The 26,206-nt window shown below is 61.3% G+C and carries 22 protein-coding genes and 1 pseudogene; 20 read left to right on the forward strand and 3 right to left on the reverse strand.

Annotated features, from left to right (window positions below):
* Positions 1 to 93: 93 nt before the first annotated feature.
* Positions 94 to 903 carry a YoaK family protein gene (locus tag B0G81_RS18635; RefSeq protein ID WP_166679020.1) on the forward strand — a complete coding sequence of 270 codons (810 nt, stop codon included), beginning with the start codon at positions 94 to 96 and terminating at the stop codon, positions 901 to 903.
* A 297-nt stretch (positions 904 to 1,200) separates the two neighbouring features.
* On the forward strand, positions 1,201 to 2,847 hold the full coding sequence (locus B0G81_RS18640) for a penicillin-binding protein 2 (protein ID WP_243856523.1): 1,647 nt from the start codon (positions 1,201 to 1,203) through the stop codon (positions 2,845 to 2,847).
* Between the two features lie 401 nt (positions 2,848 to 3,248).
* Here B0G81_RS18640 and B0G81_RS18645 read toward each other — a convergent pair whose 3' ends face one another.
* Complete coding sequence (locus B0G81_RS18645; protein WP_116120406.1) at positions 3,249 to 4,193, reverse strand: cupin; 945 nt, start codon at positions 4,191 to 4,193, stop codon at positions 3,249 to 3,251.
* A gap of 321 nt (positions 4,194 to 4,514) precedes the next feature.
* On the opposite strand from B0G81_RS18645, the gene B0G81_RS18650 reads away from it, so the two are divergent.
* From B0G81_RS18650 to B0G81_RS18685, 7 genes are all read left to right on the forward strand, one after another.
* Positions 4,515 to 6,623, forward strand: coding sequence for an FUSC family protein (locus B0G81_RS18650; RefSeq protein ID WP_116120404.1), 2,109 nt, complete (start codon positions 4,515 to 4,517; stop codon positions 6,621 to 6,623).
* Between the two features lie 267 nt (positions 6,624 to 6,890).
* Positions 6,891 to 7,817 carry a LysR family transcriptional regulator gene (locus tag B0G81_RS18655; protein WP_134137934.1) on the forward strand — a complete coding sequence of 309 codons (927 nt, stop codon included), beginning with the start codon at positions 6,891 to 6,893 and terminating at the stop codon, positions 7,815 to 7,817.
* 729 nt (positions 7,818 to 8,546) lie between these two features.
* The gene (locus B0G81_RS18665; RefSeq protein WP_116120400.1) at positions 8,547 to 8,756 is read left to right on the forward strand and encodes a hypothetical protein; all 210 of its coding nucleotides are present in this window, start codon (positions 8,547 to 8,549) and stop codon (positions 8,754 to 8,756) included.
* A 42-nt stretch (positions 8,757 to 8,798) separates the two neighbouring features.
* On the forward strand, positions 8,799 to 8,891 hold the full coding sequence (locus B0G81_RS18670) for a rubredoxin (RefSeq protein ID WP_243856780.1): 93 nt from the start codon (positions 8,799 to 8,801) through the stop codon (positions 8,889 to 8,891).
* A gap of 62 nt (positions 8,892 to 8,953) precedes the next feature.
* On the forward strand, positions 8,954 to 9,982 hold the full coding sequence (locus B0G81_RS18675; protein WP_243856525.1) for a YncE family protein: 1,029 nt from the start codon (positions 8,954 to 8,956) through the stop codon (positions 9,980 to 9,982).
* Between the two features lie 38 nt (positions 9,983 to 10,020).
* Positions 10,021 to 10,956, forward strand: coding sequence for a sterol desaturase family protein (locus B0G81_RS18680; RefSeq protein WP_243856527.1), 936 nt, complete (start codon positions 10,021 to 10,023; stop codon positions 10,954 to 10,956).
* A gap of 284 nt (positions 10,957 to 11,240) precedes the next feature.
* Positions 11,241 to 12,161 (forward strand): bestrophin family ion channel, encoded by a 921-nt coding sequence (locus tag B0G81_RS18685; RefSeq protein WP_134137936.1) that lies wholly within the window; start codon positions 11,241 to 11,243, stop codon positions 12,159 to 12,161.
* A 196-nt stretch (positions 12,162 to 12,357) separates the two neighbouring features.
* On the opposite strand, the gene B0G81_RS18690 is transcribed toward B0G81_RS18685, so the two are convergent.
* Entirely contained in the window at positions 12,358 to 13,782 is a 1,425-nt protein-coding gene (locus B0G81_RS18690; protein WP_116120395.1) for a PLP-dependent aminotransferase family protein, read from the reverse strand.
* Positions 13,783 to 13,979: 197 nt separating this feature from the next.
* Between B0G81_RS18690 and B0G81_RS18695 the strand changes: the two genes are divergently transcribed.
* The 7 genes and pseudogenes from B0G81_RS18695 to moaD all read left to right on the forward strand — a co-directional run bounded on the left by B0G81_RS18695 (position 13,980) and on the right by moaD (position 20,678).
* Positions 13,980 to 16,307 (forward strand): FdhF/YdeP family oxidoreductase, encoded by a 2,328-nt coding sequence (locus B0G81_RS18695; RefSeq protein ID WP_134137937.1) that lies wholly within the window; start codon positions 13,980 to 13,982, stop codon positions 16,305 to 16,307.
* Between the two features lie 58 nt (positions 16,308 to 16,365).
* On the forward strand, positions 16,366 to 17,760 hold the full coding sequence (locus tag B0G81_RS18700) for a cytochrome ubiquinol oxidase subunit I (protein WP_134137938.1): 1,395 nt from the start codon (positions 16,366 to 16,368) through the stop codon (positions 17,758 to 17,760).
* Positions 17,761 to 17,805: 45 nt separating this feature from the next.
* Positions 17,806 to 18,792, forward strand: a complete 987-nt coding sequence (locus B0G81_RS18705) for a cytochrome d ubiquinol oxidase subunit II (RefSeq protein ID WP_134137939.1) — start codon at positions 17,806 to 17,808, stop codon at positions 18,790 to 18,792.
* A gap of 65 nt (positions 18,793 to 18,857) precedes the next feature.
* Complete coding sequence (locus B0G81_RS45400; protein WP_279590535.1) at positions 18,858 to 19,262, forward strand: molybdopterin-binding protein; 405 nt, start codon at positions 18,858 to 18,860, stop codon at positions 19,260 to 19,262.
* Between the two features lie 380 nt (positions 19,263 to 19,642).
* Entirely contained in the window at positions 19,643 to 19,786 is a 144-nt protein-coding gene (locus tag B0G81_RS43695) for a hypothetical protein (RefSeq protein WP_166679021.1), read from the forward strand.
* A gap of 134 nt (positions 19,787 to 19,920) precedes the next feature.
* A pseudogene (locus tag B0G81_RS18715) lies at positions 19,921 to 20,380 on the forward strand (molybdenum cofactor biosynthesis protein MoaE); the annotation flags it as partial.
* A gap of 40 nt (positions 20,381 to 20,420) precedes the next feature.
* Positions 20,421 to 20,678, forward strand: coding sequence for a molybdopterin converting factor subunit 1 (gene moaD, locus B0G81_RS18720; RefSeq protein WP_134137940.1), 258 nt, complete (start codon positions 20,421 to 20,423; stop codon positions 20,676 to 20,678).
* Between the two features lie 101 nt (positions 20,679 to 20,779).
* Here moaD and B0G81_RS18725 read toward each other — a convergent pair whose 3' ends face one another.
* Positions 20,780 to 21,970 (reverse strand): D-alanyl-D-alanine carboxypeptidase family protein, encoded by a 1,191-nt coding sequence (locus B0G81_RS18725; protein ID WP_134143161.1) that lies wholly within the window; start codon positions 21,968 to 21,970, stop codon positions 20,780 to 20,782.
* A gap of 471 nt (positions 21,971 to 22,441) precedes the next feature.
* Here B0G81_RS18725 and B0G81_RS18730 point away from each other — a divergent pair, with 471 nt between their 5' ends.
* The 4 genes from B0G81_RS18730 to B0G81_RS18745 all read left to right on the forward strand — a co-directional run bounded on the left by B0G81_RS18730 (position 22,442) and on the right by B0G81_RS18745 (position 26,191).
* A complete protein-coding gene (locus B0G81_RS18730) occupies positions 22,442 to 23,662 on the forward strand; it encodes a cyclopropane-fatty-acyl-phospholipid synthase family protein (protein WP_134137941.1) in 1,221 nt (406 codons plus the stop codon).
* A gap of 155 nt (positions 23,663 to 23,817) precedes the next feature.
* Complete coding sequence (locus tag B0G81_RS18735) at positions 23,818 to 24,393, forward strand: TetR/AcrR family transcriptional regulator (protein WP_134137942.1); 576 nt, start codon at positions 23,818 to 23,820, stop codon at positions 24,391 to 24,393.
* Positions 24,394 to 24,685: 292 nt separating this feature from the next.
* Positions 24,686 to 25,111: an organic hydroperoxide resistance protein gene (locus B0G81_RS18740; RefSeq protein WP_134137943.1), complete on the forward strand. Its 426-nt coding sequence runs from the start codon at positions 24,686 to 24,688 to the stop codon at positions 25,109 to 25,111.
* 51 nt (positions 25,112 to 25,162) lie between these two features.
* A complete protein-coding gene (locus tag B0G81_RS18745) occupies positions 25,163 to 26,191 on the forward strand; it encodes an alpha/beta hydrolase (protein ID WP_134137944.1) in 1,029 nt (342 codons plus the stop codon).
* Positions 26,192 to 26,206 lie beyond the last annotated feature (15 nt).

The following is a 26,206-nucleotide window of genomic DNA, read 5'->3' on the forward strand; positions in this document are numbered from 1 at the left end:
CCTTTCCCGCAAATCTGATTTCCCGGCAGAGAGCTTCTTGTGACGTGAGTCACATCGGTATCCTTTGCGTGTCCGCTGTCATGCTTGATGCGCATGAACACAAACCAAGGCGGAAAACACCTGGTCTCGTTCGAGCATCGCGGTTCGATGCGTCACCACGCCAGAAACAGGGATCTCCAGCAAATGCCTCTAGACCAGACCGTCCTGTCGTCACGTCACGAACTGCGTTTGGCCTGGTCGCTCGCGGCGGTCGCCGGCTTTCTCAATGCGACGGGCTTTTGCGTCGCGGGTATTTTCTCAGGCAACATGACTGGCAATGTGACGTCATTGGCAGACAGGATCGCCACAGGGGACCCGCGTTCGGGGCTCTCACTCCTCGTGATCATCGTGCTCTTCATTGTGGGAGCGATGCTTTCTGCGCTTCTTCTCGAGTTTCGCGGTGCAGGTAACCGGGCGCACGCGTGCGCGATCATCTTCATGGCGGAAGCCGTCTCGCTTGTGGTTCTCGCAGTTATAGACGTGAAGGTTCACACCGCAAGCGGCCTGGTGCTCGTTTTCGGATTGAGTTTTCTCATGGGTTGCCAGAACGCGACCGCCGCCGTGGTTTCCAATTTCCGGGTGCGCACCACTCATTTTTCGGGCACATCGACCGATATCGGAGTGAAACTCGGCCTTATCTTCGCTCATGCACTTCAGAGGAATAAGCTGCCTGATCGGGCTGAGCACTTCCACGAACTGAAAGCCAAAGTGCTGACGATGGCAGCGTTTTGCGTGGGTGGCGTCGCAGGTGTGACCTCCTATAGCGTGGCCGGGAAAATGAACCTACTTATATCCGCGCTCGGGATCGTTTTTCTCTCGATCCCGCCGCTCATCGTTTCGCGCAGCCCGCAGGTATCAGCGTAGTTTCGCACTGCCTGTGGCAGCGCTAACCACATGCCCAATTCGAGCAACGTATTGTCGCGTCCAACCCCGTAGGTTCCGGACTTTCTATTCTTCTGACTCCTCACACCCGCTCGCTTCTTTGCCGAACCCGTCTTTCGACAGCACAAGCAAAGAAATTCCCGATGTGTCGGCGGATCGTCGATCGTTTCGGAAATCACACTCACTAGTTATTAGATGCCGCGAAACGTCACTTTCAATCAAACACCACTCGTAAAGGCAAACGTTTCCCGCGGACGGTCGACGCTAGTGATGATATTCATGTCGATTGCGTTTGCGTCCTGCGCGGCCCGTGCCTTCTGGATTCAGGTCATCGACCGCAAGTTCTATGAAAAGGAAGGCGCCTCGCGAGTTGAACACATCATCGACGTTCCTGCTGAGCGCGGAAAGATAATAGACACGAACGGGATGGTGCTGGCTACAAATGTTCTCGTGAAGTCCATCTGGGTCGACCCTAAGGAAATTCCCGAAGACCTTGAACCCGGCAAACTTGCGATGCTGTCGCGGCTACTCGACATGCCGGCGCAGCAGATCACCGAACAATTCGACAGGGACAAAACATTCGTCTACCTGAAGCATCAGGTGCCGCTTGGCGAGGCTGACAAAATCAAGTCTCTGGGGATCCCGGGAATCTACCAGACTACGGAGTACAAGCGTCTATACCCTGAAGAGGAAGTCACCGCACAACTGGTCGGCTTTAACGGCATCACGGGTGCAGGTGAAGACGGCGTAGAGCTTGCCCAGGACGCGAAGCTTGGGGCCGTGGACGGCACCAAGCTGGTCATTCGCGATCGAGTGGGACACGTCGTCGAAGATCTGGGGAACGTGAATGCTGCACGTCCCGGCGTCGACGTCCAGCTTGCCCTGAACGGCAGTATCCAGTACAGCGCCTTCAACGCGCTGCGCTCAGCCGTCATCAATAGCAACGCGCAGGCCGGCTCCGCAGTTGTCGTCGATGGCCATACCGGCGAGATTCTGGCTCTCGCAAATTATCCGAGCTACGACCCGAACGATCGTTCCTTGCTACGAGGGCCTGCGTTGCGTAACCGTGTGGTGACCGATGTATTCGAACCTGGTTCGATAATGAAACCGTTTACGGTCTCACTCGCTCTCGACCTGCGCCGGGTTTCGCCTGATTCGCTCGTGGAGACGAACCGAACGTTTTCCTTGGACGGAGCCACCATCACGGACGATGCAAATTTCGGCACTTTAACTGTTGCTGGGGTTATACAGAAGTCAAGCAATATCGGCGCAACAAAGATAGCCCTAACGATGAAGCCCGAGGAAATGTGGAAGATGTACACTGCCCTCGGATTCGGGCACGCCCCAGACCTCAGTTTCCCCGGCGCTGGTGTCGGCATCGTGAGACCGTGGCGAAAGTGGCATCGCATCGAGCAGGCGACGATGTCCTACGGATACGGCGTGTCCGTATCGCTAATCCAGCTCGCACACGCCTACACGGTCTTCGCAAACAACGGCAGGCTCGTGCCGCTCTCGCTGTACAAAACGGACGAAGCGTCCGTCAAAGGTACGCGGATTTTCACCGAGCACACAACGGATGAAGTCAGGGTAATACTGGAGAGTGTGGTGGCGAAAGGCGGTACTGCTCCTCAGGCCGAAGTCCCTGGATACAGTGTCGGGGGAAAGACAGGAACGGCCTATACCGCCACCCGCCACGGATATCAGAGGAACGCCTACCGCGCATCGTTCGTGGGGGTTATTCCGATCAGAAACCCGAGGGTCGTGATTGCTGTTTCGGTCGACAAGCCAAAAGGCGCGAAGCACTACGGCGGTGACGTCTCAGGACCTGTATTCGCCGAGATTGCGCAGGCAGCGATGCGCGTGCTCAACGTACAACCGGACGAGCCCGTAACCGAAGCGGCGCATCCAGAGCCGTTGTCGAATTAGCACGGCGTGAGAAACAGCTCGGGTGCGACAATGGTGTCTAGCTGGCGGTTGCCGGAGAGTCTTACGGTCAGACCATATGGCGCAGTTCATCTCTGGAATCTTGAATTACGAGGGGTTGGCTTCACAGCATAGGCACGGCCTTGCGATTGTTCGACGACACGCGGGTACCGCAGAAAGGCGGAGACTTTTGGTCTCCGCCAAACTTTGGGCTGGTTAGCCCCCTCTTGCCGTCGGTTGTTGCGGATGCCTTGCGGTGACCAAGTGCTGCGAACGGCACATTGCGTGCCGTGACACCTCGAATCCAGAGACCGCGTGCGCTGCGTCAGTTGCAACGAAACTCTGACCGCCATGTTCCGTCAAGACGCAGACACGCAACGCGGAGCAAAGCACCCGGCGCGCAATCAGTGTGCGAACTGGATATCCAGCGAACGCAGATACGTCTGAAGACCCGCGTCCTGGATTGGGATCACGTAGCCGTTTGCCCCCGACTCATTGAAGTGTGCGTGCCAGTAGCCCGGCGGCGTGACGAAAGCCATGCCTGGTTCCCATTCGACGCGCTCCGGGTTGACGATGTTGCCCTGCTCATCCAGTTCGGTTCCGACAAGCGTATAGCAACCGGGCTTGCACTCCGAAATGAAGTCGAGCGCGATCGACTGGTGGCGGTGTGGCTTTTGCGTCGTGTTCGGCGCAATAACGCCAAACATTGCCCACATGGTGTGGGTCACCGTGCGAGTCTGCGGAAATTTCGCGTTGCCAAGCAGAATGCTGACGCGACTGCGCTGACCAGCGCCCGGTGCTCCAGCGACCTTCAGCAGTTCCTCTTCCGCGCGGAGTGCGGGGTAAAGCGTCGGCGAAAAGCGCGCTTGCCCGACGTCCACGCCCAGATAGGCGAGCAACGGCGCATCGTTGACGTAGTAGAGCCGCGCGGTCGAGTCGGCCGTCAGCACCGCTTCCGCGCCACCGGGAAGCGCAAAAAAATCACCCTTGGCGAACTGGAATGAAGTCTGTGGATGCGCTACGGCGCCCGAGCCTTCCAGAACGTAAAAAACCTGCGAAGTCGCGTTCGGGTTCAATGAAACCTTCTCGCCTGCGAGGATACGCACGAAGCTGGCGATCAGCCCAGGACCGGTAGCGGGGCCGTCGCAACGCAGTTCAGCAGACAGGTCAAGCGGCACTACACGCGTCGGACCACTGTCGTAAAGCGAAGTCAGGAAAGAACGATACGGAACTCGCGAAATCAGCTTCGCGCCGATCGGATTGGCCGACGAAGTGTATTCGAAGTATTGAGCGTCTTGCGTCACTTCGTCATTGAGGTCAAGAAATGAAGCCAGGGTTTTGTCCAGCATGGAATACCTCCAGAAAGTGGACTAGTGAAGAACGGCACACTTATGCGCGTGAGATAGGGCGTTGCGCAACAAGTTGATGTCACTATAGGAGCAAATTTTCGTGGCTAGAATCGCGCGCACCAAGAATCACCTTTGCAAAAAGGGGATAACTTCGGCCCTGCTATTCCCGCAAAATTGAAACCTCGCGATAAACGCGCATCGGTTGGCCGAGAACACATAGCCGTTGTCATCCGTTAGGCCTGACACCCGCGGCATCTGGAACGCTCGCCTTGTATTTGCCACGACGTATGCGCGTCGCCATCAGTTGAAGAGGAGCGTCGCGTGATCTTTTCCATCTTTCGTCGCCTGCCGCATCGAAAGCAGGCCTTCTTTCGCAACCTCGCGCGTCAGCGCCCCGCGTGGATGGTTTCTTTCGCCATCGAGGAAGCGAGCCTGTCCGAGGGCCTCCGGGCAGCTAGCGCGTCGACCGCGATGCTGCTCGTCGGACAGATTTTGCATAACCCTCTGTTCTCCTGGGCCGCGATCGGCGCGTTCTGGACGTGCCTCGCCGATGCGGCTGGTTCGTCGCGCCGCCGCTTCGCGTCGATGATGGGATTCGCCGTGCTCTCCACCGTGTGTGGCGGCCTGACAGCGCTTGCCTCAGGCGCGGGCGCATTCGCGGCCTGCGCCGCGGTGCTAGCCGTCTCGTTCTGCGCCGGGCTTGCCTCCATCTGGTCGCCCGCCGCCTACCAGCTCGCGCTCGTGACGGCGACCACCTGCATCGTCATGGTGGATAGTCCGATGCACAGCATCGGCGGCGGTGCACCGCTACTCGGCATCTACCTGAGCGGTTGCCTCGTGGCGACCGTCCTCAGCTTTAGCATCTGGCGCATTCACCCGTTCGGACCAAGCCGTTATGCCGTCCGGCTCGTGTATCAGCGTCTGTCCGATTCGGCACGCGATATTGCCTCGCTGGCCACTGATCCCGCCGCCACGCGCGCCGATTGGACGCGGCACGCGACCGAATTTCGTGCAATGGTCCGGCAGTCGCTGGAAGCCGCACGCAAAGCGCTGATCAGTTTGCCCCAGTCGCGCGTAGAAGGACGCCAGCTGTTCGGCGATCTGCAACTCGCCCTCGACGACGCCGACCAGATCCTCGTCACCCTGATCGTCGTCTCAACGGCGGCCGACAATGCGTTGATTCCCGGAAACGCTCCGTGCCGCCTTGGGCGAGACCGCGCGGTACGGCTCGCACGCTGTCTCGGCATGCTCGCAGAAGTGCTTGCCCGCATCGCGTTGATCCTTGAAAAGCCGCTTTCGCCGTTCCCATATGAACTGCGCGCGCGCCTGCCAACAATCGCCCGGCGACTCGAACAGGCCATGGATCATTCGCTCTCCATCCGCCTTTTGTCAGTCAACGCGCAACGCTATCCGCCCGCAGCAACGGAACAGGACTGGTGGCGCGCGACGCTCGGCACCACTCGCAACGCGCTCAAAACGCTGCGGGCGAACCTGCGGCCTGGTTCGCCCGGCCTGCGCCACGCAGCGCGGCTTTGCCTGGCGACGACGTCCGCGTTCGTCGTCGTGCGAAGCTTTCACATTCCGTTTGGTTATTGGGCAACCATGGCGACACTGTTCGTGCTGCAACCCGCTAGCGGCACGACGCTGTCCAGAAGCCTGGAACGCGCGGCCGGAAGTGCGGCTGGCGCCGCGCTCGCCGCGGTAATCGGGCTAATTATTCACAGCCCACTCGCGATCTCGTTGGTCGTCTTCCCGCTGGTGTGCCTTACGATGGGACTACGGCGCGTCAGCTATAGCTTGTATGTCGTGTTCCTTACCCCGTCGTTCGTGCTGGTCGCCGATTTCGCCAAGCCGGCGAACGAGTTCATGTACGCACTCGACCGACTCGGAAACAACCTGCTCGGCTGTCTGGCCGCAGTGCTAGCTACCTGGATCGTCTGGTCAGCGAAAGGTGGCGAAAGTCTCGGCGACGCCGTTGAGCGCGCGGTCGAAACCAACCTCGCGTATCTGGCCGCTGCGGCAGGAATTTCGCATCGATGCGACGGTGAGATCGAGTCGCTACGGCGCGCCGCGGGCCTCGCAAGCACGCACGCCGAGGAGATTTATCGGCGCAGTTGGCCAAGCCGCACGCCTCAGCGACGCAAGACCGTTGCGACGCTCTCGCTGCTGCGGCGGATTTTGGGAACGGCAGCCGTTGTCCGGGACTCGCCAATTCCGGCGGGAGGAAGTGCGCCGTTCCGCGATGTTGTCTGCACCGCTATCGACAAGATCCACGCACAGGCACACACGAGCACCGACGCGCCACCAGGTATTCCACGTGACATTCGGCTGCGTCCCATCGAGTATGAATTGCTGCGCCAGTTAATGGAACTGTGGACGCTGCGGCGCACCATCGTCGTGAAAGAGCGCGAAGGCGAGCCGGCAACCTAGCGGATACATCAGTCCTTCGGTTGCTTCTCCGACAAGGGTGCCAGGCCCTGTCATTCCCGTTGCAGCTCGCGACTTAAACCTTGCGTGGAGCTCAAAACAGGCAACCCGCGTCCATGTGTTCAGAGCGCGTTGCCATTCGTACCATCAGCTCACGCCCGGTACAGTAGAATATTCAGCCCCCCAGGCGATTGCCCGAGCTGCATGCATGGCTCGAGAGTGCGGCAGGCATTGGGCAACAACCTCGACTAGCTATCCCGGAAGCGGACCATGGACTACTTCTCTGCAATACGCGCTTTTCTTCATGCGGCGGAGCTCGGAAGTTTCAGCAAGGCGGCAGATAAAGTTGGGATTAAGACGTCTACCGTTTCGCGCTATATCAACGAACTGGAACGGGATCTGGGAATCGCGCTTTTCAATCGATCGACGCGAGGCCTGGTGACCACCGAAGGGGGACGGGTCTTCAGGGAACACGCGCTCATCGTCATCAAGAGCCTGGACGAAGCACGCGAAATCACAGCATCACTCAATACGTCCCCGCGCGGGCTCCTGCGCGTTACGATGCCGACATCATTTGGGCGCAGACATGTGATACGCCATCTGCCGGATTTCATGGATCGCTACCCCAAAATCGATATCGATGCGGTCGTCACCGACGACGTCCTGAACATCATTGATTCGGGCATCGATCTCGCCATCAGAATTGGTGTTCTGCCGGATTCGCAGTTGATGGCGCGGCAACTGGCAGTACATCGAAGGATTGTATGTTCGAGCCCGGCCTATCTGGCACAGCACGGCACCCCAGCGTCTCCGGAGGAACTTGCAAGCCACACGACGCTACGCATGCCCCTGTCGACAGACGACACATGGTATTTCGTCAACCGCACGCATCGCACGGTTCCTCAAGAAGTATCTGTACGACTCCAGAGCCGCTTGCGTATCAACGATACCGAAGCGGTACTGGATCTCGCCATTGCCGGCCGCGGCATAGCCCTGCTACCCACCTGGGCCATCGGCCCCGCTTTCCGGAAAGGCAAGCTGGTGCAGATCCTTCCTGAGTGGGAAGCGCAACCTACGCACGCGGCGCCTGCGGTATGGGGCGTTTATCCCCCCAAAAAGACTGTGTCATCAAAGGTACGGGCGTTTCTCGACTTCTACGCAGCGATATTCGGTCAGGAAGGCTACTGGGAAAGCTGAACGGCCCGGCGGTGACCCATGCGGGTTGACAGGCTCCGCCCCCAGGTCAATCTCCGCGAGCAGCATGACCGCCGCGACACCCCAACGATCCACTGCAAGCACAGTGAGGCCCGGACAAACGCGACTCCCGATGCCCGGCGCACGCATCGCCAGATGCGCATGCGCCACTACTGCCGCATGCCCCTCTGCGCAAAGCAGAATTCCCGATTAGGTCCTTCCGCACCATGCTTGCGGCAGCTAGTCTGCAAGTGAGTACGCAGCACCGCTGATTCGCCCGCTCCCCGAGACCGGGCGAGTTACGTGCGTGCAATGGTGTCCGGTGGTACGAAATGACCGAGTATTCCATGGCGCGAGCTGCTCGATGGCGAATTCGACTGACCCCGGCAGGATTGCCGGAAACAAGTTTGAGGGGGAGGCTGATGGATACGACCGAGTATTCGTTGCGTTCGTTGATCGAAAAATGGTTCGGACCGACTCCGGCGAGTCCGGTTCGTTTAACCCGATTCAGCAATCGCACGCCCCCGAGCCGCGGACGTTATGCGTGTGTCGAGGCCTCGCGACCGGCCGCTTCGCTTGCAATATTTTTCTTCCGCCACGAGGACGGTACGTGGCACGTGTTCCCACCTGAGGCCACGCGTCCGGCGATGAGCGTTTCCCCGCAGTGCACTGCGGTCCAGGAATCTGCGGGCCATCCAACGCCGAGCAAGTCTGGAGTGAGAGGAGTTAAGAATGCTCGATGAATCTGAACATCTAACTGTCGAACACCTTCGAGAGTTACAGGTATGGACCTGCGCTTGGTACGACAAGGCCATCGCGGCGAATTTTGTACGGCCGGCGTATCAGCCCGATGAGAAGGTCATAAAGCGTCTCCAGGGTTACTACCACGCCGGCCTGTCGCCGACTGAAGCCGCGGAGGCCTGCTTCGGAAGAAAGAACTGAAGCGGCTCCGTTGTCGCCTCTTTATCCATCGTCTGCGTTTGGATATACGACGAAGCGGCGGATTCGCCCGAACACGGAATAGCGCCTTGCAGGCGGCTCGCAGACATTCCCGGAGATTGGCGTTGTCCCCCGTGAGTCGGAAAGGAAGACTTTGCACTCGTTGAGCTTTGAGCATCATTGCGCAATCTAATTCCGAAATGCCCGATTCCATGAAGCTTTCCCGTCGCGCGCTGCTTGGCGGTGGCCTCGCCGTTCCGCTGGGCCTCGGCCTGTCGCCATTTCTGGCCCTTCGTTCAAGCCTCGCCAATGCGGCCTCCCCCTCTATCGCGATTGTGATGAACTCCGGCGAAGCAAGCGTCTCGGTCATCGACATGGCGTCGCGCAGAGTCGTCCGAACCTTGCCGACAATGCGTGAGCCCAGCCACTGGACCCTTTCACCGGACAGAAGCAAGCTCTATATCGCCGACGCCAGCGGCAACGCGCTGTTCATAGTCGACCCGCGCAACGGCACGTCGCTTGGCCACAAGGTCATTGCCGACCCCTATCAGCTCGGCTTTACACCCGATCAACGTTACCTCGTCATCAACGCACTGCGGATCAACTACGTCGACGTGTACCGGTCCGATGACCTGACGCTGGTCAAGCGCTTCTCGCCCGGCGAGATGCCAAGCCATCTGGGCTTCTCGCCGGACTCGCGGTGGAGCTTCAATTCGATGCAGGAGTCTGGCACGCTCGTGTCGTTCGACCTGACGAACATGACGATCCGCTGGAAGTCGGAACTCGGCTCAACGCCCGCTGGCGTGCTTTGGCACAACGGCAAGGTGCTGGTCTGCGTGATGGGCAGCGACCATGTGGCGGAAGTCGACCCAGTAACGGGTGACGTGCTGCGGCGGGTCAAAACCGGTGTCGGTCCACACAATGTCTTCCTCACGCCGGACCGCAGGACGCTTTACGTCACGAACCGTGTCGGAGGCTCGCTGGCGGCGCTCGACGCCGTCACGCTTGAGTTGCTTCGCACGTATCCGCTTCACGCTGGGGGGCCAGACGACATCAGCGTTGCACCCGACGGCAAACTATGGGTCACGCTGCGTTTCCGTGAACAGGTCGCCGTGCTCGATCCGGCCAGTGGCAACTACGAAACCATCGACGTGGGGCGCTCGCCGCACGGCATCTTTCTCAGCACTCAAATGAGCCGGCCTGGTTTCGTTACAGCTGAAAACTTGTAGGGCGCATCATGCTTGTATTTCTCGACAGGTGGTTCAGTATGCTGGCTGGTGAAATCGACACGCATCTCATTCTGCCGGTGCTGTATCACTTCGGCTGGATGGAGTGGGAGGAGTTGTCGTTCGACTGGGCGCTTGTCGGCGTCTACGGCCTGTTCGCGGTGATCGTCACGTACGCTGTGTGCTGGCCGCTCGAAGTGTTCTTTCCGATCGAGCGCTGGGAAAACCGGACAGCCGTGCTGATCGACGCGTTCTATACGATTTTCAACCGGGTCGGCGTATTGCCCGTCTTTAGTTTCCTGCTGTTTTACCAGGTACAGGTATGGGTGTACGGTTTTGTGATCGCGCACGGCTACATACCGCCGACGCTCGAGACGCTCATACCGCCGCTTCTCGGGCATCCGGTCATCACCTTCATTGCGTATGCGTTGATACTCGACTGTACCGACTATTGGCGTCACCGCCTGTCCCATTCATCGCGCAGCGCTTACGCACTTCATGCATTGCACCATGCGCAGCGGCAGATGAGTTTCTGGTCGGATGACCGAAACCATGTGCTCGATGAACTGGTCGCTGGCGTGTGGTTCGGCGCCGTTGGTTTAGCGATCGGCATTCCCCCGCTGCAATTTCCGCTGCTGTTCCTGATCTTGCGCTTCATCGAAAGCCTGAGCCATGCGAATATCAAGCTTTCGTTCGGCTGGCTCGGCGACCGGTTGATCGTCTCGCCGCGCTTTCACAGGCTGCATCACGGCCTGCGGGCGGCGGGGCGAAACTCCTGCAATTACGGCGCTGTGTTTCCGATCTGGGACATCGTGTTTCGTACAGCCAATTTTTCTGACGAGTACCCACCTACCGGAGATCGTCGCGCACCGGAATCGATGGCCACGGGCGGCTACCTCGCGCAGCAACTGGGCGGCTTCCAGTTTTTCCTTGAAGAATGGCGACAAGCGGCAAAGGCTGCGCGTTCTCAAAGTTGAAATGCAACACCTTCACTTGTATAAGGTGTTGCCATGGAAAAACGATACCAATAGCGCCAGGCTGAAGAACCGCTGACGATTGCCAGGATGCCTCTGGAGGCACATACAACTATCGGAACTGTACCCCTGACGAAGCCGCCAAAATGTATCTCAAGCCTGCAGCCGATCGCATTTAATCTCCTGCTATGCACCCGCGAGCAGCAGGCAAACACGTCCTGCACCGTGATTCACGCTCTCACAGAGAGTGAAACGCCCCTTTTGACTGCCCACACGTTATCTCCGTCATGATCGTCCGCCCGGCGCCCAACTGGTTTCGCATGCTCTTTGTGTGGCAAGGATCTGTCCTTAAGGCAATCCTTCCCCAACTGGCGCTGATGACACTCGTGAGCGTGCTGGCCATGTGCACGCACGGCCGGATCTTCGGCGAAAAGGTTCCGTTGAATACGACGCCCTTCACGCTGTGCGGCGTCGCGTTGACGATCTTTCTAGCGTTTCGCAACAGCGCCAGCTATGAGCGCTATTGGGAAGCACGCCGCCTTTGGGGCAACGTGCTCATCGCCGCGCGTACGCTCACCTCGCAGGTCCGCCGCTACCTGCCCGGCGACAGCGCCCTGTTCGACAACGCCGCTTTCGTTCGCCTCTTGATCGCATTCGCCTATGCGCTCAAGCATCAACTCCGTCACTCGGACCCGTCGGCCGACCTTGCGAAGCTGCTCGGCACCGCACAGGCCGCGGAGCTTCGCGGTCGCCTCTTCACGCCGATGCTGCTGCTCGACGAAGCGCGTAAGCGTCTCGCCGCGCTCAATCGCGCGGGCGTGCTGGCCGACATGCATCTCTGGATGCTCGACAGGCCGCTCGACGAACTCGGCGCGGCCGTCGGCGGATGCGAGCGGATCCACGCGACCCCGATTCCCTTCGCCTACGGCGTTCTGCTCCATCGAACCGTCTACGCCTACTGTGCCCTGCTCCCCTTCGGTCTCATCGACTCAATTGGCTTTGCGACGCCGCTCATCTGCGTATTCGTGTCCTACACCTTGCTCGCGCTGGAAGCCATCGCGAGCGAAATCGCGGACCCCTTCGGCCTCGCGCCGAACAGCCTGGCACTCGATGCCATGACGCGCAACATCGAACGCGCCGTGCTCGAACTGACCGACGAGGAAGTGCCGCCCGCGATCCAGCCCGGCCCGTGCTACGAGCTTAGCTAACGTCCAGATCCGGAGAACATCTCATGTCTAGCCCTTTGATGGCGAAACCAGCGTGCCACGCGCCGCGGTGTGCTTCGAACGATTGGGCATGTCCGCCCGGTCGGTGTGGCGAACCCGCTCCCCTTTTCTCCGGTGCGATGATAAAGCCGACGAGACTCGCCGCTTTCAGAGGCCTTAGCGTGCCTGGCAGCCTGCTTCAGCGCGCGCACGCCGTCGCCAGCTTGCCGACCGTAATGACAGCCTGCTCGATTTCGGTCGACCACGGGCTGCTGTAGTTGAGGCGGATGAAATTCCGGTAGCTGTCCGATACCGAGAACATGTAGCCGGGGCCGATCGTGATGCGCTTTTCGAGCAAAAGCTTGTAGAGCATCATCGAGTCGACCTTCGAAGGTAGCTCGACCCACAGCACGTAGCCTCCCGCCGGGCTCGATATGCGCGTGCCGGCAGGAAAGAAGCGCGTGACCATCGCTCTCATCAGACTGGCCTGCTGCGCGTAGTTCCTGCGCACGCGCCGCAAGTGATGCTCATAGCCGTCGCGCTCGAGATATTCCGCAATCGCCAGTTGTGGAATGACCGGGGTAGTCAGCGTGTTCAGGAATTTCAGCTTCTCTACCTGATCGCGATAGCGGCCGGGCAGCGCCCAGCCGATGCGGTAAGCCGCCGTGAGACTCTTCGAAAATGACGCGCAGTGCAGCACCGTTCCTTTTTTGTCAAACGACTTCAGCGTGCTCGGATGCGATTTGCCGAAGTACAGCTCGTTGCAGACGCCGTTTTCAATGATCGGAACGTCCGCGCCGGCAAGCAGTTCCACGAGCGCGCGCTTGCGCTCGTCCGGCATCTGAAAACCGAGGGGATTCTGGAAGTTCGGCATCACCATGCAGGCGGCAATCGGCTGCGAGTCGATGATCCGCGCGAGCTCGTCGATGTCGATGCCGTACTCCGGGTGCGTCGCCACCTCGATCGCCTTCATGCCCGAACGCTCGATGGCGTGGAGCATCGCGTAGAAGGTCGGTGATTCGACCGCAATGACGTCGCCCGCCTTGGCGACGGCCTGCAGGCACAGATTGATGGCCTCCGTTGCGCCTACCGTCACGATGATCTCGTTCGGATCGACGGTCATGCCGTTCTCGAGGTAGCGCCGGGCAATTTGCCGCAGGAGGTCAGGGCTGCCGGGCGGCAAGCCATTCGTCACTCCCCACAGCGCCTTGTTGCGGCCGACCGCCCACGCATAGCGATTGAGCTTCTCGAACGGAAAGAGCTCGGGATCGGGATAGGGCGAGCCGAGCGGCACGGCGCGGTCGACACTGATCGAGCGCAGCGTCGAGAGCACGAGCCGGCTCACGTCGACGGAAGCAGACACTGCAATCGGTCGTGTCGGACACAACCCGTGCGCGGAGCGGTCGCCTTCTTGCGCGCGCAGGCTCACAAAGTAGCCTGACTGGGGGCGGCTTTCCAGCATTCCCCGGCTTTCCAGCAGCAGATACGCGCGAATCACCGTCGTGATGCTGATGCGGTGCTGCTGGCTCGCCTGTCGAACGGATGGCACCCGGTCGCCGGGCCGATACACGCCTTTACGAATCAGATTTTCGATGTCGTCGGCGAGCCTTTCATAAAGGTTCACAGTCCTTCCCCCTGAACGCCGCACGCAGCACAGCGCTTCGACTGTGCTGCCACTCGACGAACTGTACTCGAGCAAGTCGGGGGATTCTGTGCACTCGTGAACGCGGCCTTTGCTTTTACGCTTACGCCAATCAATCGCAGTATGCGGCTCTGTCGAAAAAAGACCGGGGTCCGCGCGAAGTCAACGGAGCCAAGGGCATGGACAAGGCAAAGCAAAAAGGCAAAATCGAGGCGTATCACCACCCCGCCGCCGGCTGGGGCGCACTGAAGTATGTCGCCATCAATCTGATCAAGGAGCGCGTTGCCGGCAGCAACTATCGTACCCTGTTCAAGCAGAACCAGCCGGACGGCTTCGATTGCCCCGGCTGCGCATGGCCCGATCGCCAGCACGCGTCGACATTCGAATTCTGCGAGAACGGCGTGAAGGCCGTCGCGGCCGAAGCCACGACCAAGCGCGTCACACCGGCGACTTTCGAGGCGAACACGGTCGAATCGCTCATGAAGCAGACCGATTACGAACTCGAGCAGCATGGCCGGCTCACCGACCCGATGGTGTACGACGCCCGCACGGACCGCTACCGGCCCATAGCCTGGGACGACGCCTTCGCGCTCATTGCAAGGCATCTCAACCAGCTGGATTCGCCGGACGAAGCCGCGTTCTACACGTCGGGACGCGCGAGCAACGAGGCCGCGTTCCTCTATCAGCTGTTCGTGCGCATGTACGGCACGAACAACTTCCCCGACTGCTCGAATATGTGCCACGAAGCAACCAGCCGCGGCCTGCCGACGACGGTGGGCGTAGGCAAGGGCACGGTCACGCTCGACGACTTCGAACTGGCGGACACCATTATCGTCTTCGGGCAAAACCCGGCCACGAACCATCCGCGCATGCTGGGCGAACTGCGTGAAGCGTCGCGCCGCGGCGCCACAATTGTATCGGTGAATCCGTTGCGCGAACGCGGTCTCGAACGCTTCGCGAGCCCGCAGCACCCGGTCGAAATGCTGACCTTCAGCAGTACGAAGATCGCCTCGACGTTCATCCAGCCGAAACTGGGCGGAGACTTCGCGCTCATCAAGGGCGTGGCCAAGCATCTCATCGAGCTCGACGACAAGGCGATTGAAAACAGCACGGAACGCGTGCTCGATCTCGACTTCATCAACCAGCACACTCTCGGCTTCAGCGCGTTCGCCGACGACCTGCGCAGCGAGAGCTGGCCGCTTCTCGAAGCGCAGTCCGGCGTCGCCCGCGAAGACGTCGAAGGTCTCGCGCGCATCTATGCCAACGGCAAGCGCGTGATCGCCACCTGGGGCATGGGCATTACGCAGCACAAGCATTCGGTGCAGACCGTGCACATGCTCTCAAACCTGCTGATGATGCGCGGCAATATCGGCCGCGAGGGCGCCGGCCTGTGTCCCGTGCGCGGCCACTCGAACGTGCAGGGCAACCGGACCGTGGGCATCGAGGACAAGCCCACGCAGGCCTTCCTTGACCGGCTGGGCAAGGTGTTCGACTTCGATCCACCGCGCGAGCATGGTCTCGACGTCGTCGAGACGGTCGAGCACATGATCGAAGGCAAAGTGAAGGTGTTCATGGGGCTGGGCGGCAACTTCGCCATGGCGACCCCGGACACCCGTCGCACCTTCGACGGCCTGCGTTCCTGCGACCTCACGGTCCACATCACGACCAAGCTCAACCGCAGCCATCTTGTGCACGGTGCCAATGCGCTGATCCTGCCCACGCTCGGCCGCACCGAGATAGATGTGCAGAACGGCATCGCTCAGGGGGTCACGGTCGAAGACTCGATGAGCATGGTGCACATATCGTATGGCATGAACAAGCCCGCCTCGCCGAACCTGATGTCCGAAACGGCAATCGTCGCGAACATCGCGCACGCCACGCTCGGCGACGAGAAGGTGGACTGGCTCGCGTACGTCCGCGACTACGCGAAGATCCGCGACGCCATCGAGCAGGCCATCGAGGGCTTTGACCGGTACAACGAGCGCATCCAGCACCCGGGCGGCTTCCATCTGCGCGTGGCCGCGCGCGAGCGCGACTGGAAGACCTCGACCGGCAAGGCGAACTTCGTCGTGCACGCCGTGCAGCAGGACACGCCGATCGCCCGTGCAAAGGCGATTCACGGCGAACGCCTGATGACGCTGATGACCACGCGCTCCCACGACCAGTACAACACGACGGTCTACGCGCTCGACGATCGCTATCGCGGCGTCTTCGGCCAGCGACGCGTCGTTTTCATCAATCCGACCGACATAGGCATGCTCGGTTTGAAGAACGGCGACTGGGTCGACATGACCACGGTCTGGGACGACGGCATCGAACGCCGTGCGGACCACTTCCGCCTCGTCGAATACGACATTCCGCGCGGCTGCATCGGGGCGTACTACCCGGAGACGAATCCGCTCGTCCCGCTGTCGAGCGTGGGCGACGTCTGCAACACCCCGACCTCGAAGTCGATTCCGGTGTTGCTGCACCGTTCGTCCGAGCCGCCCCTGCTGCCTGCGTTCTGATTCCCACTGTCGGGTCGAGTCGCGCGCGTTTCTGTTCTCTAATCACCTGGTGATCACCATGTCTATCGAAGCCCTGAATCTGGCCCGCGGTCAGTTCGCCTTGACCGCGATCTTCCACATACTCTGGCCGATCCTCACGATCAGCCTGTCCGCCTTTCTGCTCGTCGTCGAAATCCTTTGGGTCAAGACGAGCGACGTCGTCTGGTACCGCCACGCGCGGTTCTGGAGCAAGCTGCTGCTGCTGAACTTCGCCGTCGGCGTCGTGAGCGGCATTCCCCTGGAATTCGAGTTCGGCACGAACTGGGGACCGTTTTCCCAATACACAGGCCAGTTCTTCGGCAATATCCTCGGCTTCGAGGGGGCCCTGGCGTTCATGCTGGAGGCGGGCTTCATCGGCATCATGATGCTCGGATGGGGTCGCGTGCCCAAGGGCGTGCACCTGTTCGCCACCGCGATGGTCGCGTTCGGCTCGTCCCTTTCCGCTTTCTGGATCATGGTCGCGAACTCGTGGCTGCAAACGCCGAGCGGCGTAACCGTGGTGGACGGCAAGCTCGTCGTCACCGACTACCTCAAGGCGATCTTCAGCCCGGACATGCCTTGGGGCGCGTCGCACATGTGGGTCGCCGCACTCGAAACGGGCCTCGTCGTGATCGCCGGCATCTCGGCGTACTACCTGTTCAAGCGTCGCAATCCGGCGTTCTTTGCCCGCTCGTTCAAGCTCGCCCTGCTGCTGCTGCTATTCGTCGCGCCCGTGCAGATATGGCTCGGCGATTCGAGTGGCGTCGACGTCTTCGCAACGCAGCCAGCCAAGGGCGCCGCGATCGAGGGCCACTGGGAAACGAACGCGCCCGGTACCGGTGCGAGCTGGTCGCTCCTTGCGTGGCCGGATGCCGTCAAACAGCGCAACGACTGGTCGCTTGAAGTGCCCGGCCTGCTGAGCGTTCTCGGGACGCACAGCCTGCACGGTCAGGTTACGGGCCTGAAAGACATTCCCGTCCAGAATCAGCCGCCGATGATCCCGCTGCTTTACTACGCGTTTCGCGTCATGGCCGGGATCGGTTTCCTGTTGATGGTGCTCGCATTCTGGACCCTCTACGCATTGCGCAAGTCGGGCCGCCACCTCGACAAGCTGCTCGCGCAGCGCAAGCTGCTGCTCGCCTGGGTGCTGGCGATCCCGCTGCCGTACATTGCCGTCGAATGCGGCTGGATCGTGCGCGAAGTGGGCCGCCAGCCGTGGCTCGTCTACGGTCTGCTGCGCACCGAGCATGCAGCCTCCGCCATTCCGGCCGGCACCGTTTTGGGCAGCATGATCATGTTCTGCGCCTTATTCGTCATCCTGATCGTGTCGTTCTTCGTGTTCGCCCGGCGCTGGCTGCGTCAAGGTCCCGATCTCGACCTGATGCCGCCGGCCGAGCCCGCACGCCAGGCCGTTGCGCACGCCGTCGACTATTGATCTGCGCCCTCTCCCCAATTCGCTTTCACCTTACAGGAAGTCATCATGACCCCCGCATCAACCCAGGACCTGTTGAATCACGCATGGTTCGGGCTCATCGGCCTGATGTTCGTGCTCTACGTCGTCACGGACGGCTTTGACCTCGGCGTGGGCGTGCTTACGCTGCTGCAGCGCCGCCAGAGCGACCGCGACCTCATGGTCCAGTCCATCGGCCATGTCTGGGACGCCAACGAAACCTGGCTCGTCGTGCTCGGCGGCGCCCTCTTTGGCGCCTTTCCGGCAGCCTATGCGATGATCCTCTCTGATCTCTACGTCCCCGTGATGGTGCTGATCGCGAGCTTCATCATGCGTGGCGCGGCCATCGAGTTCCGTCACGCGGCCCACTCCAGCAAGGTCGTGTGGGACCGCGTTTTCGGCATCGGCAGCCTGCTCGCCGCAGTCTCGCAGGGCATCGTGCTCGGAAGGATTCTTACCGGCTTCGTGCCGGGCGCCGCGAGCCTCGGCTTCGTGGCGGTCACGGCGATCGGCGTCGTATCCGGCTATTGCCTGCTCGGCGCGACCTGGCTCGTGAAGAAGACCACGGGCGGACTCGAGAGCTCGGCGCGCCGCTACGCCATCGTTTCCGTCTTCACGACCGTGGCCGCCGCCCTCGTGGTTTCGTTCGCGACGCTGAAGCTGAGCCCGGTCGGCGTGACGCGCTGGCAGGAACAGGGCGTCTTCCATCTACTGATCGCGCTTGCGGTGCTCGCTGCGCTGGCGTTCCTGTATGTGCTTTACGCGATCCACATGCGTGGCGAACACGGCCCGTTCGTGGGGGCGACGCTGCTCTTCGTGATCTCGTTCGCGGGGCTCGCCATCAGCCTGTTCCCGTACATCGTGCCGGGCCAGCTGACCGTTGCCGCCGCCGCCTCGGATAGCGCGACGCTCACTTTCATGCTCTTCGGCATCGGCACCGTCTTCCCGATCATGGTCGGCTACAATCTTTACCAATACCATCTGTTCCGCGGCAAGTTGGTGCCGGTCAAGCACTAGGCGGCCACCGCGCTACGTCAACAACGCCTTGCGCGCGGGACACCGTGCGCAAGGCATTTTCCTTAGTGTCGCCGCGTGCGAAGCGTCACCGGCAAGCGACCCTTCGGCGCGCCAGTGCCCGCAGAAGCGCTCGACGAAGCCACCAGCGCACCTCGGACCACGGCCGCGAGGAGACTCGCGCTCGCGCGATCCAGGCGACCCTGCGCGCATTGCGTGCGCAGTCCGACCTGATCGTGATGTCGGGCGGCGCGTCAGTCGGCGAGCGCGACATGACCCGCAGCGCGTTGACGTCGCTCGGAGCTTCCTTCGTTCTGTGCGGCAAGCGCGTTAAGCCCGGCAAGCCGGCCGCGCTCGCGCAACGTACTGCTTTAATCAGACGCGGACTGTGCATTCGGGGCGGAAGGCTTGTGCACTATCCTGAGCGCAACTTGTTCGCGGGCATCGTCCGGCTTTGGAGGCCAGTGGAGTGAAGCCCGATGCCCTACCCTTGTCGCCAGCTACGGACCCTCGAAGAGATCGTGAACGCCATCGCCAAGCCCCCCATCACCGACGCCGCGCGACGTCTTCGATGCCGATTACCCGTCCCTGCGCGCGTCCGAGCGGCTGTCGTTCGATCAGATGGAGAAGGTCGCGGGAGCATTCTCGTCGCTCGGCGTCGAAAAAGATTCGCATCACCGGCGGCGACCGCTCCTGCGGCGCGGACTCGAATCGCTCATTGAACAGCTCGCATGTCTTACGACAGTCAGCGGCAAGCCGATGGGCATCGCGATGACGACGAACGGCTCGTTGGTCGCGGCACGGGCGAGCGCCCTTCGCGATGCAGGTCTCGGCCGCGTGGCTCGACGACGCCGTGCCGGTAGAGCAACTGGCCGCGCCCGTGCGTGCGCGCTGGAGCGCGCGAGACGACCGGTACCCGGAGCCGTGCGCGATCCGGCGCAAGCCTGATTCGGGCAAGGTCTGGCCCACGGTCCGCGTGTCGCTGGTCGGCGGCTGACCGCGAGCAGCGCGCCTCACAAAACGTCCCTGGAGAAGAAGACTTGATGACGCATCCCATGCGCGCCCCCGGCTGCCCTGCGCGATGTCGCGGCGCCCCGCGAACATGGCGAAAACGCGACGCCGCGCGCGGGCATCGCCGCGGGGTTCGAAGTGCGGGTAGAGCACCAGCCGATCGACGTTCAGGCCAACGTCGCGCCGATATGCGCAACGCCAACGTGGGCGCGGTGGTCAGCCTCATCGGGCTCGTGCGCAACAGCGGCGAGTTCGACGACGTCGTCGCACTCGAGCTTGAACGCTATCCCGGCATGACGGGACAGCCGCTATGGAGCATTTTCGAAGAGGCCGTTGCACGCTGGAAGGTGGACGCGTGAAGGTCGTTCACCGGATCGGCCGCGTCGCGCTCGGTCATGCCGTCGTGGTCGTGGTCGTGGCCGCGCCGAATCGCGCGGCCGCGTTCAAGGCATGCGAGTTCGTGATGGACTTTCTGAATGCACATACGCCGTTCTGGAAGAAAGAGGTTCGCCGCGACGGCTCTGCCGAGTGGGTCGAAGCCAGAACGCGCGACGAGCAGGCCATGCTGCGGAGGGGCTGACTTAGCGTTGCCCCACCGCCCACGCAACAGGAATGCAACGATGAAACTCACCATCAAGTATGTCGCGAGCATTCGCGAACAAATCGGCATCCAGCACGAAACCGTCGATATCGACGCGCCGCATCTGACGGTGGACACCCTCCGGGCGAGACTCGCCTCGCGCAACGCGCGGATAGCCGACGCCCTGAGCGAGGGCCGCCCGGTGCGTACCGCGGTGAACCACGAGTTGGTCGCTGGCACGTTCGTCGTGCGTCAGGACAGCGAAGTCGCGTTTTTCCCGCCTGTCACCGGCGGCTGACGAGGACGGACAACGCAGGCCGCGCGCCGGCGCGCGTCCGCGCACGGACGCCGCCGCTTGGCATGCTGGCGCAGGACGCCGCGAGCCGGGCCCCGATCCCGTCAGCCGGGCCGATCGAGGTGCAGCAGCATGAAGTCCCACGCTCGCGCAAGGAGTCCGGCCCGCGGAACTGCGTCGAGCGCGACAAGCGGCGCCTGTGCGAGAACCCGGCCGTCCGTTGAGACGAATTCGACGTTCCCCACCTTCTGATCCGCCGCGAGCGGCGCGACGAGCGGTGACAAGATTGAGACCTTCGGCTTGATGCCGCGATCCTGACCGGCGGGCACGGTCAGCATCAGGTCCTTCGCCACGCCCACCCTGACGCTCAATGCCGTGCCCTCGTAGAGGCGGGACGTCTCGACCGCCTGACCGGCCTTGTAGAACGCGACTTCCTCGAACGCATCGTAGGCGAAGTCGATCATTTTCAGGCTGTCGCGCACACGGTCGGATCCTGTCGGGTCGCCCATCACGACACTGATGACACGCCGCGCCATACCGGGGGCGCCGGGTACGGGCCGCAGGGCGCTGGCGATCAGGCAGTACCCGGCGGCATCGGTATGTCCAGTCTTGAGACCGTCAACAGTCGGATCGAGCCAGAGCAGGCGATTACGGTTTAGCTGCCGGATGTTGTCGTAGCTGAACGTCCTGACCGAAAAGATTGGATAGTCCTGCGGGAAATCGTGAATCAGACGCATCGCGAGAATCGCCAGATCGCCTGCCGTCGTGTAGTGATTCGGTTCAGGCATGCCGTTGACGTCCGCAAAGTGCGTGTGGCTCATCCCTATCGCCTGGGCCTCGGCATTCATCATGTCGACGAAATGCGATTGCGTGCCGCCCACGACTTCCGCCAGTGCAATCGCGGCATCGTTGCCGGACTCTACAATCAACCCGTAGAGCAGGTCGTGCACGGACACCGGCTTGTTCGCCTCGATGAACATCCTCGATTCGTCCTTGCCGACGGAGCGAACGGCATCGCTGGGCAGCACCGTTTCGTCTATGCGGATTTTATTGTCCTGCAGCGCCTGAAAGACCAGATACGCCGTCATGATTTTCGTGAGCGACGCAGGCTCCATGCGCGCCTCGGCGTTCTGCGAGGCGAGGATCTGATTGCTCGACGAGTCCATTAAGACCCAGGCGCGCGCGTTGACCGCGGGCGGTGCGGTCTGGGCCGATGCGCGATTCGAAAGCAGCGCGATCGAGCAAAGCGACGCGAGGAGGACATATCTCTTACGAAGGGACTTGCACAGACTCATACGCTCCTTGTGACGCTCAGGGTTGCTGAAATGCGGTACAGCAGTAGCAACGCGCGCACGCAACCGCGCGGTGCGCATCCGCCTTCATCCGGCCGATTGCGAGACAAGTACGGTAAAGGGCCCCCCTGCGCCCTGGAAGTCCCTTTTCCAGAATACTGTTTTGCGCGCTTGGCGCCGCCCCGACGCACGGACGCCACCCCGCGGCAACTCACCGTTTTCGTAACTCTGCTTTGCGCAACCGGTATAGCGGCCCCCAAACCACGCGTCCTAAACTACACGGGCCGGCTTCTGCTCCCGCGCTCTGCGCCGATCGGTTGGGCAGTGGATCGGGGCGCCGAGTGTCCAGACTTCTCGCGCCGCGTGAGCAGGAGGCGCCCGGCTCGCATGCGGCACCCGCGGCTCGCCTATTCGCGCCCGGTGCCCGATCGACGGCCAGGCTGAAATCGCTACAACGGAAAAAGGAAAATCTCAATGCTTTTTGAAAAAAAACTGGCCAACTGGGCGGAGGAAATACGGTCGACGTCAAACCTTCCAGCGCGCCTTGTGTTGTGGAATGGTGAGCACTTCGATTTTGGGACGTTCGCCGAGCCTCATGTTACGCTGAACGTCAGGAGCGCATCCGCATTGCCGTTGCTCCTGGATCCGAGTCTCGACAACCTCGGCGAGGCGTACGTGAACGGCAAGATCGATATCGAAGGCAAACTCACGGACATCATCGACATCGGCTACGCGCTCGCCCGTAGTACCGTGACTAACGCCCTCTCTGCTGTGCGTGCTGTGCGCGCCATGACTCACACGAAACGGTCCGACAAGCGGGCAATCCAGTACCACTACGATGTCTCGAACGAGTTCTACCAACTGTGGCTCGACGAAAACATGGTCTACTCGTGCGCGTACTTCGAGAACGGCGACGAGGACCTCGCCGCCGCCCAACTCAAGAAGATCGACTACATCCTCACCAAGATCCAGTTGCAGCCCGGACAGCGCCTGCTCGACATCGGCTGCGGCTGGGGCGCGCTCGTGCTGCGCGCGGCCCAGAAGTTCGGCGCGCGCTGTGTAGGTATCACGCTTTCGCAGAGCCAGTTCGATCTCGCCGCTGCGCGCGTGAAAGCAGCGGGACTCGAGGACCGCATTGAGATCCGCCTACAGGACTATCGCGACGTCGAAGGCCAGTTCGACCGCATCACGAGTGTCGGCATGTTCGAGCACGTCGGCTGCAGGAATCTGCCTGACTATTTCTCTCGGATCCGCGCATTGCTCACCGACGACGGCATCGCGATGAACCATGGGATAACGTCCACCGGCGCGGACAGTCGCGAGAGCAGCCTCGGTGGTAGCGAGTTCATCGACCGCTACGTGTTCCCGGACGGCGAACTACCGAACATCAGTGTCGCGCTCGAGGCGCTGCAGAGCGGCGGACTGGAGGCGGTCGACATCGAGAACCTGAGGCGACACTATGCCCGCACGCTCAACACCTGGAGCGGGAACTTCGAGGCGCAAGCTGAGCAGGCCAGAAAGCTTGTCGATGATGTGAAGTTCCGCATCTGGCGCGTCTATCTGGCGGGTTGCGCCTACGCGTTTGAGCACGACGACGTCTCGATCTACCAGATCGTCTGCCGCAAGGCCGGGCGCAGCGCGGCGACCCTGCCGTGGTCGCGCCGATACATGTACGAGCAGACGCTGCCGCGCTAGCGCATTGGCCCGGGCCGATCGCGCGGCCGCGCGGTGTCACTGTACAAGAGAACGCACAGCGCGGGCACGCGGCCTTTCCGACCTTTCGACCTCTGAAAACGACACAGTTGGGAATTTTCCTTGACTAACTACCTATCAGTAGATATAGTTGGTCTATGGACACGACATCGACAGTACGCGAGCAGATCCTCGACCACGCAGTCACGCTGATTATGCTCCGCGGTTACAACGGCTTTAGCTACCGCGATCTGTCGGAACTGGTCGGCGTGAAGACGTCGAGTATCCACTACTACTTCCCGTCGAAGGACGATTTGGTACTTGAAGCGGTCAATGAGTACAGCAGCGAAGTACTCGATACCGTCAAGGCGATCGACGATGCGTTGCCGGCCGATGCGAAGCTCAGCAAGTACACGAAGTTGTTTGGCAGGACCCTGGGGGACGGCAATCAGATTTGTCTGTGCGGCATGCTCGCGGCCGACATCGAATCGCTGCCAGACAACATCCGAAATGCGATACAGGCTTTTTTTAAGGCCAACGAAAGCTGGCTGGCGAAAGTGCTCGCGCAAGGTGCGCAGGAGCGCACGCTGACGGTCAACGGCAAACCGGAAAATGCCGCGCGCGCCCTCTTCGCGGCTTATCAGGGCAGTGTACTGGCAAGCCGGTTGTTTAAGACGAAGGCCAGGCTCGAAGATATCGAGGCTACCTTGAAAGTAAGTGCGGTAAAGCGGTAGTGCAGTAAAGCTGTAAGGTGAGGTGGTGATTCACCTCTTTAATTGGCCGTCTATCTATCTTTGCGTAGATAGACAAGGTCAGGCGGAAAGCGAGGACATCATATCTTCCCTCGCTGATTCATCTATCTATCAGTAGATTTATATCGGCGAATCACTGGTCGTGAACATGAAACTCATTGGCGTTTTTGTACTATCCGGCGCGATCGCCGCCCGCGCATTGACCGATGGCGGCCGCACGTAACGCCCACAGCCAACTATTTCCTCAACCACACCTTTGTATTGGAACTTCACCATGTCACTCGAAAAAGTTCTCTATCGCGCTCACGCCCACGCCACAGGCGGTCGCGACGGCCGTGCCGTGGTCCCCGAAGGCAAGCTCGACTTCAGGCTCACCACCCCGAGGGAACTGGGCGGGGCAGGCGGTGAAGGCGCCAATCCCGAACAGCTGTTTGCCGCCGGCTACAGCGCGTGCTTTCTCGGCGCGATGAAGTTCGTCGCTGCCCGCGACAAGATCGCCATCCCGGCAGATGTCTCGATTGACGGCAGCGTCAGCATCGGCGCCCTCCCGAACGGCTTCGGCATCGAGGTCGAACTGAAGATCGCGCTGCCCGGCATGGAGCGCGAAGCGGCGAGGGCCCTGGTCGACAAGGCTCATATCGTCTGCCCGTACTCCAACGCTACGCGCGGCAACGTCGACGTCACGCTCACCCTCGTTTGATCCAGTTCGTCACGAACCATCCTCCAACCCGATCTGAAGAAAGCACCCGCCATGAAATCATTCAAGCCCCTGCTGGCTGCGGTCACCCTTGCTGCCAGCACTACTTTTGCAGTCGCGGCGAACTCCGCGGCGCCCGCTACGCCCGACCACGTGACGAGCCAGTTCCTCCAGGCGCTGAACAGCGGCACGGGGCCAGCCCTCAACACACTGTCGCCGGCGAAGGCGCGTGAGGTGCTGGTCAACGCACAAAACGGCGTGAAGGTCGATCTGTCCGGAATCGACGTATCCAGCAAGACCATCGAGCAGGACGGCATCACCGTGCCGCTGACCATCGTCCGTCCTAAAGGGTCGACGGGCACCCTGCCGGTGTTCATGTTCTTCCACGGCGGCGGCTGGATTCTCGGCGACTTCCAGACGCACGAGCGTCTGGTGCGCGACCTCGTCGTGCAATCCGGCGCAGTGGCGGTATTCGTGAACTACACGCCGTCGCCGGAGGCGCATTACCCGGTCGCAATCAATCAGGCCTATGCCGCCACGAAGTGGGTTGCTGCCCATGGCGGAGAAATCGGCGTGGATGGTAGCCGCCTCGCGGTGGTCGGCAACAGCGTGGGCGGCAACATGGCCGCGGTCGTCAGCCTGATGGCGAAGAACAGGCAAGGCCCGGCGATCCGCTTCCAGGGCTTGATGTGGCCGGTGACGGATAACAATTTCGCTGATGGATCCTACAACGCCTACGCGGAGGGCCACTTCCTGACGCGCCCCATGATGAAATGGTTCTGGGATGCCTACACGACGGATCAGGCCCAGCGTAACGAGATCTACGCGTCGCCGTTGCGTGCCTCGGTGGATCAGTTGAAGGGCCTGCCGCCAGCGCTGATTCAGGTTGCGCAGTTCGACGTGCTCAGCGACGAGGGTGAAGCCTACGGCCGCAAGCTCGACGCAGCGGGTAACGAAGCCGCGACGATCCGTTATGACGGTACCATCCACGACTTCGGTTTGCTGAACGCGCTCGCCGAAGATGCGGAGACAAAAGCCGCGATTCGCCAGCTCGCGAACGAGTTGAAGACGCGATTGCAGTAATTGCACATAACCCCG

Origin of the sequence: Paraburkholderia sp. BL6665CI2N2, from assembly GCF_004366535.1 — a bacterium.
Classification (GTDB): Bacteria; Pseudomonadota; Gammaproteobacteria; order Burkholderiales; family Burkholderiaceae; genus Paraburkholderia.

Coding starts and splice junctions, on each gene's coding strand:
- moaD (WP_134137940.1), top strand. CDS start 20,421: ATGAAACTCACCATCAAGTATGTCGCGAGCATTCGCGAACAAATCGGC.
- B0G81_RS18735 (WP_134137942.1), top strand. CDS start 23,818: ATGGACACGACATCGACAGTACGCGAGCAGATCCTCGACCACGCAGTC.
- B0G81_RS18725 (WP_134143161.1), bottom strand. CDS start 21,970: ATGAGTCTGTGCAAGTCCCTTCGTAAGAGATATGTCCTCCTCGCGTCG.
- B0G81_RS18685 (WP_134137936.1), top strand. CDS start 11,241: ATGATCGTCCGCCCGGCGCCCAACTGGTTTCGCATGCTCTTTGTGTGG.
- B0G81_RS18640 (WP_243856523.1), top strand. CDS start 1,201: ATGTCGATTGCGTTTGCGTCCTGCGCGGCCCGTGCCTTCTGGATTCAG.
- B0G81_RS18665 (WP_116120400.1), top strand. CDS start 8,547: ATGCTCGATGAATCTGAACATCTAACTGTCGAACACCTTCGAGAGTTA.
- B0G81_RS18745 (WP_134137944.1), top strand. CDS start 25,163: ATGAAATCATTCAAGCCCCTGCTGGCTGCGGTCACCCTTGCTGCCAGC.
- B0G81_RS18730 (WP_134137941.1), top strand. CDS start 22,442: ATGCTTTTTGAAAAAAAACTGGCCAACTGGGCGGAGGAAATACGGTCG.
- B0G81_RS18645 (WP_116120406.1), bottom strand. CDS start 4,193: ATGCTGGACAAAACCCTGGCTTCATTTCTTGACCTCAATGACGAAGTG.
- B0G81_RS18740 (WP_134137943.1), top strand. CDS start 24,686: ATGTCACTCGAAAAAGTTCTCTATCGCGCTCACGCCCACGCCACAGGC.
- B0G81_RS18705 (WP_134137939.1), top strand. CDS start 17,806: ATGACCCCCGCATCAACCCAGGACCTGTTGAATCACGCATGGTTCGGG.
- B0G81_RS18635 (WP_166679020.1), top strand. CDS start 94: ATGAACACAAACCAAGGCGGAAAACACCTGGTCTCGTTCGAGCATCGC.
- B0G81_RS18675 (WP_243856525.1), top strand. CDS start 8,954: ATGCCCGATTCCATGAAGCTTTCCCGTCGCGCGCTGCTTGGCGGTGGC.
- B0G81_RS18695 (WP_134137937.1), top strand. CDS start 13,980: ATGGACAAGGCAAAGCAAAAAGGCAAAATCGAGGCGTATCACCACCCC.
- B0G81_RS18680 (WP_243856527.1), top strand. CDS start 10,021: ATGCTGGCTGGTGAAATCGACACGCATCTCATTCTGCCGGTGCTGTAT.
- B0G81_RS18655 (WP_134137934.1), top strand. CDS start 6,891: ATGGACTACTTCTCTGCAATACGCGCTTTTCTTCATGCGGCGGAGCTC.
- B0G81_RS18700 (WP_134137938.1), top strand. CDS start 16,366: ATGTCTATCGAAGCCCTGAATCTGGCCCGCGGTCAGTTCGCCTTGACC.